At 60.7% G+C, this 12,567-nt stretch carries 13 protein-coding genes; 12 read left to right on the forward strand and 1 reads right to left on the reverse strand.

The window, feature by feature from the left end:
• The first annotated feature begins 184 nt into the window (after positions 1-184).
• From SLW75_RS11130 to ispD, 5 genes are all read left to right on the forward strand, one after another.
• A complete protein-coding gene (locus SLW75_RS11130; protein WP_192132158.1) occupies positions 185-1,816 on the forward strand; it encodes a CTP synthase in 1,632 nt (543 codons plus the stop codon).
• A 14-nt stretch (positions 1,817-1,830) separates the two neighbouring features.
• A complete protein-coding gene (gene kdsA, locus SLW75_RS11135; protein ID WP_065989822.1) occupies positions 1,831-2,676 on the forward strand; it encodes a 3-deoxy-8-phosphooctulonate synthase in 846 nt (281 codons plus the stop codon).
• A gap of 170 nt (positions 2,677-2,846) precedes the next feature.
• Positions 2,847-4,133, forward strand: a complete 1,287-nt coding sequence (gene eno / locus SLW75_RS11140) for a phosphopyruvate hydratase (protein ID WP_122537377.1) — start codon at positions 2,847-2,849, stop codon at positions 4,131-4,133.
• Between the two features lie 159 nt (positions 4,134-4,292).
• Entirely contained in the window at positions 4,293-4,571 is a 279-nt protein-coding gene (gene ftsB, locus SLW75_RS11145) for a cell division protein FtsB (protein ID WP_037014212.1), read from the forward strand.
• Between the two features lie 10 nt (positions 4,572-4,581).
• Positions 4,582-5,292, forward strand: a complete 711-nt coding sequence (gene ispD, locus SLW75_RS11150; RefSeq protein WP_065989818.1) for a 2-C-methyl-D-erythritol 4-phosphate cytidylyltransferase — start codon at positions 4,582-4,584, stop codon at positions 5,290-5,292.
• Positions 5,293-5,297: 5 nt separating this feature from the next.
• Here the strand turns inward: ispD and SLW75_RS11155 are convergent, their stop codons facing one another.
• Entirely contained in the window at positions 5,298-6,194 is an 897-nt protein-coding gene (locus SLW75_RS11155; protein ID WP_410934478.1) for a LysR substrate-binding domain-containing protein, read from the reverse strand.
• Between the two features lie 103 nt (positions 6,195-6,297).
• On the opposite strand from SLW75_RS11155, the gene SLW75_RS11160 reads away from it, so the two are divergent.
• The 7 genes from SLW75_RS11160 to SLW75_RS11190 all read left to right on the forward strand — a co-directional run bounded on the left by SLW75_RS11160 (position 6,298) and on the right by SLW75_RS11190 (position 12,471).
• Positions 6,298-7,410: an S-(hydroxymethyl)glutathione dehydrogenase/class III alcohol dehydrogenase gene (locus SLW75_RS11160; RefSeq protein WP_410934479.1), complete on the forward strand. Its 1,113-nt coding sequence runs from the start codon at positions 6,298-6,300 to the stop codon at positions 7,408-7,410.
• A 93-nt stretch (positions 7,411-7,503) separates the two neighbouring features.
• The gene (gene fghA / locus SLW75_RS11165) at positions 7,504-8,349 is read left to right on the forward strand and encodes an S-formylglutathione hydrolase (RefSeq protein WP_410934480.1); all 846 of its coding nucleotides are present in this window, start codon (positions 7,504-7,506) and stop codon (positions 8,347-8,349) included.
• Positions 8,350-8,455: 106 nt separating this feature from the next.
• Complete coding sequence (gene ispF / locus SLW75_RS11170) at positions 8,456-8,929, forward strand: 2-C-methyl-D-erythritol 2,4-cyclodiphosphate synthase (RefSeq protein ID WP_122622973.1); 474 nt, start codon at positions 8,456-8,458, stop codon at positions 8,927-8,929.
• A complete protein-coding gene (gene truD, locus SLW75_RS11175) occupies positions 8,926-9,984 on the forward strand; it encodes a tRNA pseudouridine(13) synthase TruD (RefSeq protein ID WP_410934481.1) in 1,059 nt (352 codons plus the stop codon). Before ispF ends, truD begins: the two co-directional genes overlap by 4 nt.
• Complete coding sequence (gene surE / locus SLW75_RS11180) at positions 9,972-10,721, forward strand: 5'/3'-nucleotidase SurE (RefSeq protein WP_065989806.1); 750 nt, start codon at positions 9,972-9,974, stop codon at positions 10,719-10,721. The genes truD and surE overlap by 13 nt, the downstream gene beginning before the upstream one ends.
• A 41-nt stretch (positions 10,722-10,762) precedes the next feature.
• Positions 10,763-11,398, forward strand: a complete 636-nt coding sequence (locus SLW75_RS11185) for a protein-L-isoaspartate(D-aspartate) O-methyltransferase (RefSeq protein ID WP_172610991.1) — start codon at positions 10,763-10,765, stop codon at positions 11,396-11,398.
• Positions 11,399-11,577: 179 nt separating this feature from the next.
• Entirely contained in the window at positions 11,578-12,471 is an 894-nt protein-coding gene (locus SLW75_RS11190) for a peptidoglycan DD-metalloendopeptidase family protein (protein WP_065989802.1), read from the forward strand.
• Positions 12,472-12,567: the final 96 nt, after the last annotated feature.

A 12,567-nucleotide genomic window follows, 5' to 3' on the forward strand; every position in this document is an offset into this window, starting at 1 on the left:
TCTTTACTGGGCGATTCTCAAAAATGTGGCGAGCCATGGACAGACCTTTTCAAGGTCGGTCGTTGACTTGGGCGCGACAGATTCGAAAATGCGCAGTGATACACGCAGGTTGTCGGGGGCTTCGGCCTTCCTTCGCTTTCCCCGGCGGCTCTGACCGCTTTAACGCAGACTTCTAGGGTTTTTCATGACGCGCTACATCTTCGTCACGGGCGGTGTTGTTTCTTCATTGGGGAAAGGCATCGCCTCGGCTTCATTGGCGGCCATCCTGGAGGCGAGGGGACTTAAGGTCACCATGCTCAAGCTGGACCCCTACATCAACGTCGACCCCGGCACCATGAGTCCGTTCCAGCACGGTGAGGTGTTCGTCACCCACGACGGCGCCGAGACTGACCTGGACCTGGGTCACTACGAGCGTTTCATTCGCACCACCATGACCCAGAACAACAACTTCACCACCGGCCGTGTGTACGAACACGTCCTGCGCAAAGAGCGCCGTGGTGATTATCTGGGCGCGACCATTCAGGTGATCCCGCACATCACCGACGAAATCAAGCGTCGCATCATCAAGGGCGCCGGCGATGCCGACGTCGCCATGGTCGAAATCGGCGGCACCGTGGGCGACATCGAGTCGCAACCGTTCCTCGAAGCGATCCGTCAGCTGCGTTTCGAAGTGGGCGCCAAGCGCGCCATGCTCATGCACCTGACGCTGGTTCCGTACATCGCCACCGCGGGCGAGACCAAGACCAAGCCGACTCAGCATTCGGTGAAGGAACTCCGTTCGATCGGCCTGCAGCCAGACGTACTGGTCTGCCGTTCCGACCACCCGATCGACATCTCGTCGCGCCGCAAGATCGCGCAGTTCACCAACGTTGAAGAGCGCGCGGTCATCGCCCTCGAAGACGCCGACACCATCTACAAGATCCCGGGCATCCTGCATTCCCAGGGCCTTGACGATTTCGTCGTCGAGCGCTTCGGTCTGCAGTGCGGCAGCGCCGACCTGTCCGAGTGGGAAAAGGTCGTCGACGCCAAGCTCAATCCGGAACACGAAGTCACCATCGCAATGGTCGGCAAGTACATGGAGCTGCTCGATGCGTACAAGTCGCTGATCGAAGCGATGAGTCACGCCGGCATCAGCAACCGCACCAAGGTCAACCTGCGCTATATCGATTCCGAAGACATCGAAAACCAGGGCACCGGCCTGCTCGAAGGCGTTGACGCGATTCTCGTCCCGGGCGGCTTCGGTCTGCGCGGCGTCGAGGGCAAGATCACGGCGGTGCAGTTCGCTCGCGAAAACAAGGTGCCGTACCTGGGGATCTGCCTGGGCATGCAGGTGGCGGTCATCGAGTTCGCCCGTAACGTGCTGGGCTGGAAAGACGCCAACTCCACCGAGTTCGATCGCGCCAGCCAGCATCCTGTCGTCGGTCTGATCACCGAATGGGAAGACGCCACCGGTGCTGTCGAAACCCGCACCGAGACCTCGGACCTGGGCGGCACCATGCGTCTGGGCGCCCAGGAGTGTCTGCTGGAGCCGGGGTCGCTGGTGCACGATTGCTACGCAAACGACGTCATCGTCGAGCGCCATCGTCACCGTTATGAAGTGAACAACAATCTGCTGCCGCAACTGGTCGAGGCCGGTCTGAAAATCTCCGGTCGCTCCGGTGATGGCGCGCTGGTTGAAGTGGTCGAGTCTCCTGACCATCCGTGGTTCGTGGCGTGCCAGTTCCACCCCGAGTTCACCTCCACGCCCCGCGACGGCCACCCGTTGTTCAGTGGTTTCGTCAAGGCAGCGCTTGCTCAACACCAGAAGAACGGCTGACAGGGATTTATCACATGGCACAGAAAATCATCCGCGTCGGCTCGATCGACATCGCCAACGACAAGCCTATGGTTCTGTTCGGCGGCATGAACGTCCTCGAGTCGCGCGACATGGCGATGCAGGTCTGTGAAGAATACGTGCGAGTGACCGAGAAGCTCGGCATTCCCTACGTGTTCAAGGCCAGCTTCGACAAGGCCAACCGCTCTTCGGTGACTTCGTACCGTGGTCCGGGCCTTGAAGAAGGCATGCGGATTTTCCAGGACATCAAGCAAGCCTTCGGCGTGCCGATCATCACCGACGTGCACGAGCCTGATCAGGCCGCGACCGTGGCGGAAGTCTGCGACATCATTCAGTTGCCGGCCTTCCTGTCCCGCCAGACTGACCTGGTCGTGGCCATGGCCAAGACCGGCGCCGTGATCAACATCAAGAAAGCCCAGTTCCTCGCGCCTCACGAGATGAAGCACATCCTCGCCAAGTGCGTGGAAGCGGGTAACGATCAGTTGATCCTGTGCGAGCGTGGTTCGAGCTTCGGTTACAACAACCTGGTCGTCGATATGCTCGGTTTCGGCATCATGAAATCGTTCGAATACCCGGTGTTCTTCGACGTGACCCACGCCTTGCAGATGCCGGGCGGTCGCTCCGACTCCGCTGGCGGTCGTCGCGCCCAGGTGACCGATCTGGCCAAGGCCGGGATGAGTCAGGGCCTGGCCGGTCTGTTTCTGGAAGCCCACCCGGATCCGGACAACGCCAAATGTGACGGTCCCTGCGCCCTGCGCCTGGACAAGCTGGAGCCGTTTCTGGCCCAGCTCAAGGCGCTCGACGAACTCGTTAAAAGCTTCCCGACGATCGAAACGGCGTAAAACCCGCTTCTCCGGCGCCGAGCCCTCCGGTAGAGTGCCGTTCGTTGTTTTCCCGACCAAAGGGTCGGGAAAATTGTCGTTTCAGGGCCTGCCCGTTGTCCTAGAGCCCTGAGACGCCGAATCGTTTTCCCAGCTGCGTCGTTTTCGTCAATCTTGGAGTGTTAACAACAATGGCAAAAATCGTCGACATCAAAGGTCGTGAAGTTCTCGACTCCCGTGGCAATCCCACCGTGGAAGCAGACGTGCTCCTCGACAACGGCATCATCGGCAGCGCCTGCGCGCCGTCCGGTGCTTCCACCGGCTCGCGTGAAGCGCTCGAGCTGCGTGATGGCGACAAGAGCCGTTACATGGGCAAGGGCGTTCTGAAGGCTGTGGCCAACATCAATGGCCCGATCCGCGACCTGCTGCTGGGCAAAGACCCGGTTGACCAGAAAGCCCTGGATCACGCGATGATCCAGCTGGACGGCACCGAGAACAAAGCCAGCCTGGGCGCCAACGCGATCCTCGCTGTGTCCCTGGCTGCTGCCAAAGCGGCCGCTCAGGACCAGGATCTGCCGTTGTACGCGCACATCGCCAACCTGAACGGCACGCCGGGTGTTTACTCGATGCCGGTCCCGATGATGAACATCATCAACGGTGGCGAGCATGCCGATAACAACATCGACATCCAGGAATTCATGATTCAGCCAGTGGGCGCCAAGACCTTCTCCGAAGGCCTGCGCTGGGGCACCGAGATTTTCCACCACCTCAAAGCGGTGTTGAAAGCGCGCGGCCTGAACACTGCCGTGGGCGACGAAGGTGGCTTCGCACCGAACCTGAACTCCAACGGTGACGCACTGGACGCCATCGCTGAAGCCGTTGCCAACGCGGGCTACAAGCTGGGCACCGACGTGACCCTGGCGCTGGACTGCGCAGCAAGCGAGTTCTACAAGAACGGCAAGTACGTGCTGAGCGAAGAAGGCGAATACGACTCCGCCGGTTTCGCCGACTACCTGGCTGATCTGGTCAGCAAGCACCCGATCATCTCCATCGAAGACGGTCTGGACGAATCGGACTGGGATGGCTGGAAAGTCCTCACCGACAAAATCGGCGACAAGATCCAGTTGGTGGGCGACGACCTGTTCGTGACCAACACCAAGATCCTGAAAGAAGGCATCGACAAGAAGATCGGTAACTCGATCCTGATCAAGTTCAACCAGATCGGCACTCTGACCGAAACGCTGGAAGCCATCCAGATGGCCAAGGCTGCGGGTTACACCGCCGTGATCTCGCACCGTTCCGGCGAAACCGAAGACTCCACCATTGCCGACCTGGCCGTGGGCACCGCTGCCGGCCAGATCAAGACCGGTTCGTTGAGCCGTTCCGACCGTATCGCCAAGTACAACCAGCTGCTGCGTATCGAAGAGCAACTGGGCGCCAAAGCGGTGTACCGTGGTCGCGGCGAGTTTCGCGGCTGATTGCAAAGGTGGTAAAAAGGCAGCAGGCGTTGTAGGAGAAGTCTCTTAAAGGTGACTTCTCTTGTCGTCCTGATCCATGAGCCCGGTGACCACCGGGCTTATGGGCATTTGAAATGGTCGTTTTTGCTGTCTTTATTCGCCGGGTAACAGATATTCACAATGCGCAGTCCTAACTGGTTGTTCCTCGTTCTGCTTTTGATGCTCGCTGGCTTGCAGTATCGCCTATGGGTAGGTAACGGCAGTCTCGCGCAGGTGGCCAGTCTGACGCAGCAAATCGCCGATCAACACGCCGAAAACGATGCTCTGCTGGAGCGTAACCGGGTCTTGGACGCGGAAGTGCTGGAGCTGAAAAAAGGCCTCGAAACCGTTGAAGAGCGTGCCCGTCATGAATTGGGCATGGTCAAGGACGGCGAAACCCTTTATCAGTTGGCACAGTGACGTTGGTGTAATGACTCAATCCCTACCTGCCTTTTGGGCAGTGATTCCCGCAGCGGGCGTGGGCGCGCGCATGGCGGCAGACCGCCCCAAGCAATACCTGCAATTGGGCGGCCTCACGATTATTGAACACAGCCTGCTTTGTTTTCTCGATCACCCCCGGCTCAAGGGCCTGGTGGTCAGCCTGGCTGTGGATGACCCGTATTGGCCTGCATTGCCTTGCGCGCTGGATTCCCGGATTCAGCAGGTTGCAGGGGGCAAAGAGCGTGCGGACTCGGTGCTCAATGCACTGCTGCACCTGCACGCCAATGGCGCCGATGACAACGACTGGGTGCTGGTGCATGACGCAGCACGCCCGAATTTGGCGCGGTCGGACCTCGATCGTCTGCTCGGCGAACTGGCGGATGATCCGGTCGGCGGCTTGCTGGCGGTGCCGGCCAAAGACACCCTCAAGCGCGCCGATGCCAATGGCCGCGTGACCGAAACGGTGGATCGCAGCCTTATCTGGCAGGCCTATACGCCGCAGATGTTTCGTCTGGGGGCGCTGCATCGCGCGCTGGCGGACAGTCTGGTGTCGAATGTGGCGATCACCGATGAAGCCTCGGCCATCGAGTGGGCCGGGCAATCGCCGCGTCTGATTGAAGGGCGTGCAGACAACATCAAGGTCACCCGCCCGGAAGACTTGGAGTGGCTGCGCCAGCGGCGTGTGGAATTCAACGGCTAATCCGCCTACAGGCTGTACTCCTCCCGGGAAGCCAGTCCCGCCTTCAGGTAGTCCACCAGCTTCCTCACCTTGGGCGACAGATGCCGCTGCTGCGGGTACAGCGCCCAGACGGCGGTGTTCGGCGGCTGATGGGCATCCAGTAACGACACCAGCGCACCGCGCTTGAGATGCTCCAGCACATAGTAATCCGGAAGCTGACACAGCCCGATCCCGCGCAATGCCGCATCCAGCACTGCCTGCCCACTGTTGCAGCGCCAGTTGCCTTGCACCCGCTGGGAAAATTCCCGTCCGTTTAGTTGCAATAGCCAACTGTCCGAGCTGCCGATCAGGCAGTTGTGTCGCGCCAGTTCCGACACGCTGTGGGGCCGGCCGTACCGTTCGAGATAAGCGGGAGAGGCGCACAGGTACATCTTGCGCGGCGCCAGTCGGGCGGCCACCAGTCGCGATTCCTGCAACCGACCCAGCCGGATCGCCAAGTCCAGGCCTTCATGCACCAGATCCAGCGTGTTGTTGGTCAGCTCGATGTCCACGCGCAGTTGCGGGTAGTCCTCCATGAAGCGTGTCACCAGCGGGGCGATGAACCGCTCGCCGTACGCCACGGCGCAGGTCATCCGCAGCAACCCCTTCGGCTCGCTGGTCAGGTCGGTCACCGCGCGCAGCGCTTCTTCTCGCCCGTCCTGCAGGCGTTGACAGTGATGCAGAAACGTCTGACCGGCTTCGGTCAGCGCGACTTTCCGGGTGCTGCGATAGAGCAAGCGTGTCTGCAAGCGCTCTTCCAGCCGTGCGATCTGTCGACTGATGTGCGATGAAGACACCCCTAGTCGCTCAGCCGCGGCGGTGAACTGCCCGCACTCGGCGACGGCGACGAACTCGTCCAGACCTTCCCAGCGATTGACCTGCATAGATTGTCCCTGGACAGCATTAATGTTTTGCTTTCAGGCCGATTATTAATCAGCTAGCACTGCATTACACTCATGGCTCGTTTTTATTTAGCTGGAGATCATGATGATCAAGTCACGTGCTGCCGTTGCTTTTGCGCCCAATGAACCACTGCAGATCGTCGAAGTGGACGTTGAGGCGCCTGAAGCTGGCGAAGTGTTGATTCGTACCGTCGCATCCGGCGTTTGCCACACCGATGCCTACACCCTGTCCGGCGCCGATTCCGAAGGCGTCTTCCCGTGCATCCTCGGGCACGAAGGCGGCGGCGTCGTTGAAGCCATCGGCGAAGGCGTGACCTCGCTCGCCGTGGGCGACCACGTCATTCCGCTGTACACCGCCGAATGCCGCGAGTGCAAATTCTGCAAATCCGGCAAAACCAACCTCTGCCAGAAAGTCCGCGCCACCCAAGGCAAAGGCCTGATGCCCGACGGCACCACCCGTTTCAGCTACAACGGCCAGCCGATCTACCACTACATGGGCTGCTCGACGTTCTCCGAATACACCGTTGTCCCGGAAATCTCACTCGCAAAAATCCCCAAGGAAGCGCCGCTGGAGAAGGTCTGCCTGCTGGGTTGCGGCGTCACCACCGGTATCGGCGCGGTGCTGAACACGGCCAAAGTCGAGGAGGGCGCCACTGTGGCGGTCTTCGGTCTGGGCGGCATTGGCCTAGCGGCGATCATTGGCGCAAAAATGGCCAAGGCCTCGCGCATCATCGCGGTCGACATCAACCCGTCCAAATTCGACGTGGCCCGTGAACTGGGTGCAACAGAATTCGTCAATCCAAAGGACCACGACAAGCCGATTCAGGAAGTCATCGTTGAAATGACCGACGGCGGCGTCGATTACAGCTTCGAGTGCGTAGGCAATGTGAATCTGATGCGTGCGGCGCTGGAATCGTGCCACAAGGGCTGGGGCGAATCGGTGATTATCGGCGTCGCTGGTGCAGGTCAGGAAATCTCCACGCGTCCGTTCCAGCTGGTGACCGGTCGCGTCTGGCGCGGCTCGGCTTTCGGCGGCGTCAAAGGCCGCACCGAACTGCCAAGCTACGTCGAAAAAGCGCAGGCCGGCGAGATCCCGCTGGACACCTTCATCACCCACACCATGGGCCTGGACCGGATCAACGAAGCCTTTGACCTGATGCACGAAGGCAAAAGCATCCGTACCGTCATTCATTTCTGAGGAGCAGCGGCAAGCTTATAGCTGTAAGCAGCAAGAGGGGCGTGTCATGACCTCCGCCGCTCGAGGCTTGAAGCTTGCCGCCCGGAGAAGCCCATGAGTCTGGAAAACATCTCGTGCCAGAAAAGCTTCGGCGGCTGGCACAAGCGTTACAAACATCACTCTGATGTGCTCGGTTGCGACATGGTGTTCGCGGTGTATCTGCCTCCGCAAGCGGAGCAGGGCGGCAAGCTGCCGGTGGTCTACTGGTTGTCAGGGCTGACCTGCACCGATGAAAACTTCATGCAGAAGGCCGGTGCGCTGCGCGTGGCGGCGGAACTGGGGTTGATCATCGTGGCGCCGGACACCAGCCCCCGCGGTGCCGACGTGCCGGATGACCCGGACAAGGCCTACGACTTCGGCCTGGGCGCCGGCTTTTACCTGAACGCCACCGAGCAACCGTGGGCGCGGCACTACCGCATGTACGATTACGTGATCAGCGAGCTGCCCGCGTTGATCGAAGCGCACTTCCCGGCCTCGGACAAACGCAGCATCAGCGGGCATTCCATGGGTGGCCACGGCGCGCTGGTCGGCGCATTGCGCAATCCGGGCCGCTATCAATCGGTGTCGGCGTTCTCGCCCATCTGCAACCCGATGGATTGCCCGTGGGGACAAAAAGCGTTTTCCCGCTACCTGGGCGAAGACCGTTCGCGCTGGCGTGAATGGGACGCCAGCGTGCTCATTGCCGAAGCCACCGAACGCTTGCCTCTGCTGGTGGACCAAGGCGATCGCGACGACTTCCTCGGCAGTCAGCTCAAGCCGGAATCGTTGGTTCAGGCGGCGAAGGCGGCCGGTCATCCTCTGGAATTGCGCATGCAGCCGGGGTACGACCACAGCTATTACTTCATCGCCAGCTTCATCGAAGACCACCTTCGCCATCACGCCCGAGCCCTGGCCGGCTGAAGTCTTCGCCTTCAATTGCAGCGTCACGGGCAATTGAGCGCGGGCCGACCCTAATCTCGGTCAAAGTAGGTAGAATCACGCCCTGACTTTTTCAGGGCGTTTTTTTATGCGTATTGGCCACGGCTACGATGTGCACCGTTTCGCTGAAGGCGATTTCATTACCTTGGGCGGCGTGCGCATTGCGCACACGTCGGGTCTGCTCGCGCATTCCGATGGCGATGTGGTGCTGCATGCGCTGAGCGATGCCCTGTTGGGTGCTGCCGCGCTGGGCGACATCGGCAAGCATTTCCCGGACACCGATCCGCAATTCAAGGGCGCCGACAGCCGGGTCCTCCTTCGCCACGTGCTCAAGCAGGTGCAGGGCAAGGGCTGGAAGGTCGGCAACGTCGATGCCACCATCGTTGCCCAGGCGCCGAAGATGGCCCCGCACATCGAAAGCATGCGCGCCTTGATTGCCGAAGACCTGCAAGTCGACATCGACCAGGTCAACGTCAAGGCCACCACCACTGAAAAGCTGGGCTTCACTGGCCGTGAAGAGGGCATCGCCGTGCATGCCGTCGCGTTGTTGATCAGCGCATGACCGAGCTCGAACTTCTGGGCCCGAGCGCTTACGGCGACACGCTGGGTACTGCCGTGCTGAAGGCCACCGCCGAAGACTTTCAGGTCGATGAAGTGCTCGACATCCCGCTGTCCGGGGACGGTGAGCACCTGTGGTTATGGGTCGAAAAGCGCGGCTTGAATACCGAGGAGGCCGCCCGGCGTCTGGCCAAGGCGGCCGGCGTGCCGTTGCGAACCGTCGCCTATGCCGGTTTGAAGGATCGTCAGGCGTTGACCCGCCAGTGGTTCAGCATCCAGTTGCCGGGCAAGGCCGATCCGGACATGTCAGTGGCTGAAAACGATTCCCTGAAAATTCTCGACAGCAAGCGCCACAAGCGCAAGCTGCAGCGGGGCGCCCACGCGGCCAATGGTTTCACGCTGCGTCTGACGCAATTGCAGGCCGACAAAGCCGGGCTCGATGCGCGTCTTGAGTTGATCAAGCAACACGGCATCCCCAATTATTTTGGCGCCCAGCGTTTCGGCCATGAGGGTGGGAATCTGGGTGAAGCCCGGCATTATGCCGAGCGTCAAGCTTTGCCCGAGCAGCGCAATGTGCGCTCTCGGCTGCTCTCCACCGCCCGCAGTTACCTGTTCAATCAGGTCTTGGGCGCCCGGGTTGCCGACGGCAGCTGGCAGCGAGCGCAAGTGGGCGATCTGCTGGCGTTCACTGACAGCCGCAGTTTTTTCCCCGCAGGCGAAGCCGAGTGCAGCGACCCGCGACTGGCCATCCTCGATCTGCACCCCACCGGGCCGCAGTGGGGCGAGGGCGATTCTCCGGCGTCCGGCGCTACCGCCGAGCTTGAAAACAGCATCGCCTTGCGCGAGGCGTCGCTCTGTAACTGGTTGATAAAAGCGGGAATGGAGCATGAACGGCGCATCCTGCGACTGCCCATCGGGCGGTTGACGTGGCATTATCCCGAGCCTGACATTCTGCAACTGGAATTCGTCCTGCCGGCCGGATGCTTCGCCACCGCATTGGTGCGTGAACTCGTCGATCTCGCGCTGGCAGGGCAGACGGACAGCTCATGCGTATTCTGATTTCAAATGATGACGGGGTCATGGCGCCCGGGCTCGTTGCGCTGCATGGCGCACTGGCCGGGTACGCCGAGTGCGTGGTGATTGCGCCCGATCAAGACAAAAGCGGCGCGAGCAGTTCGCTGACGCTGGACCGTCCGTTGCACCCGCATACCTTGGACAACGGCTTCATCAGCCTCAACGGCACGCCCACCGATTGCGTCCACCTCGGACTCAACGGCTTGCTGCCCGATCAGCCGGACATGGTCGTTTCGGGCATCAACCTGGGCGCCAATCTGGGCGACGATGTGCTCTATTCAGGCACCGTCGCCGCAGCGCTGGAAGGTCGTTTTCTGCAACGTCCGTCATTTGCCTTTTCATTTTTGTCGCGTCAGGTCGATAACCTGGCAACCGCCGCGCATTTTGCCCGGCTTTTGGTCGAAGCCCACGAACGTCTCGACCTTCCACCCCGTACCGTATTGAATGTGAATATCCCTAATCTGCCGCTGGCGCACGTGCGCGGTATCCAGCTGACCCGTCTTGGCCACCGCACCCGTGCGGCGGCGCCTGTGCGCGTGGTCGATCCGCGCGGAAAGGCCGGTTACTGGATTGCTGCCGCCGGAGATGCCGAAGACGGCGGGCCGGGCACCGATTTCCACGCTGTGATGCAGGGTTACGTGTCGATCACCCCGTTGCAGCTGGATCGTACCTATCAGGACGGTTTCAACAGCCTGAACGCATGGCTGGAGGGAATGGCCTGATGTCGCGTGAGCAAGATGATCTGTTACGACGTGGCGTGGGGATGACTTCCCAGCGCACCCGCGAGCGTCTGATTCAACGGTTGTGCGAAGAAGGCATCGCCAACACCCAGGTGCTGGACGTCATTCGCAAGACCCCCCGTCACCTGTTTGTCGACGAAGCTCTGGCGCACCGCGCCTACGAAGACACCGCGCTGCCGATCGGCAACAACCAGACGATTTCCCAGCCTTACATGGTGGCGCGCATGAGCGAGCTGCTGCTGGCGGCGGGTCCGCTGGACAAGGTGCTGGAGATCGGCACCGGCTCGGGTTATCAGACCGCGGTGCTGGCGCAGCTGGTGGAGCGGGTTTTCTCCGTTGAACGCATCAAAGTGCTGCAGGACCGTGCCAAGGAACGCCTCGTCGAGCTGAACCTGCGCAACATGGTGTTTCGCTGGGGCGATGGCTGGGAAGGCTGGCCGGCGCTCGCGCCCTACAACGGGATCATCGTCACCGCGGTTGCCACTGACGTACCTCAGGCGTTGCTGGACCAACTGGCCCCCGGCGGTCGCTTGGTGATTCCAGTGGGCTCGGGTGAAGTGCAGCAACTGATGCTGATCATCCGCGAGGAAAACGGCTTCTCCCGGCATGTGCTGGGCGCCGTTCGTTTCGTCCCGCTGCTCAACGGCCCGTTGGCCTGAGCGCTATTTTGCAGCGGCAATGAATTCCACAGAACGCAGTCGGTCTACAGGCTGGCGTTTTGCAACGATGCTTCGGCCAACTGCCGCAGCGCCGTCTCACACCATTTTTTCCATGGCTGCCTGGTCTTTTCACGATGCAGGGCAGTTTCTTCTTCAGTCACCGGTAAAGGGAGTGGCGGGTGAGTCTCACAGTCATTCGGCAGCGTAGTTCTTCAACAAGTTTTCAGCGTCTGGTGATTGGAGTTGCCCTGAGTATCCTTCTGGTCGGCTGCTCCAGCACGCCAACAGGCGGCGTGCGCGTTGTTGACCGTAACGGCAAATCGACGGTGCCGACGCGTCAGCCGGTCACCACTGGCCAGTATGTTGTGAAGCGCGGCGACACGCTTTTTTCCATTGCATTCCGTTACGGCTGGGACTGGAAAGCGCTGGCTGCACGCAACAGCATTCCAGAGCCGTTCACCATTCATGTCGGTCAGACGATCCGCTTTGACGGGCGCGCCAACTCGCCATCTACGGCAGTGGCCGCTGCGCCGGTCGGCGTTCCGCAGACCAGGACCAGCAGTTCTACATCGCCTTCCGGGTCGCTGAAGACCACTGTGATTTCAAGGCCGGTAGGCGCCGTTGCCGCGACGACGCCTCCGCCAACCAGCAACTCGACGACCACGCCGGTCAACACAACAGTGGTCACCGGCGCCCGCTCGCCAAGCGGCTGGACATGGCCGACAAGCGGCGTTTTGATCAGTAAGTTCTCTTCAAACGGTAGTTTGAATAAAGGAATTGATATCGCTGGTGATTTGGGACAGCCTGTTTTGGCCGCGTCTGATGGGGCAGTGGTATACGCCGGGAGCGGTTTAAGGGGCTACGGCGAGCTGGTCATCATCAAACACAGCGATACCTACGTCAGTGCCTACGGTCATAACCGTCGGCTCTTGGTTCGGGAGGGACAACAGGTCAAGGCAGGGCAGAGTATTGCCGAGATGGGCTCGACGGGAACGGACCGGGTGAAACTGCATTTCGAGATTCGCCGCCAGGGTAAACCTGTAGATCCACTGGAATTTTTGCCACGTCGCTGATCGGTTGTCAGCCTGTTCCTGCGTAGAGGGGACAGGCTCAAGTGCTGCCACGGAAGAAGGCGTCACTGGAGCTTGAGGTCGAACTCACCAAAGGAC

It is taken from the genome of Pseudomonas sp. W5-01, from assembly GCF_046540435.1.
GTDB classification, from domain to species: Bacteria; Pseudomonadota; Gammaproteobacteria; order Pseudomonadales; family Pseudomonadaceae; genus Aquipseudomonas; species Aquipseudomonas graminis_B.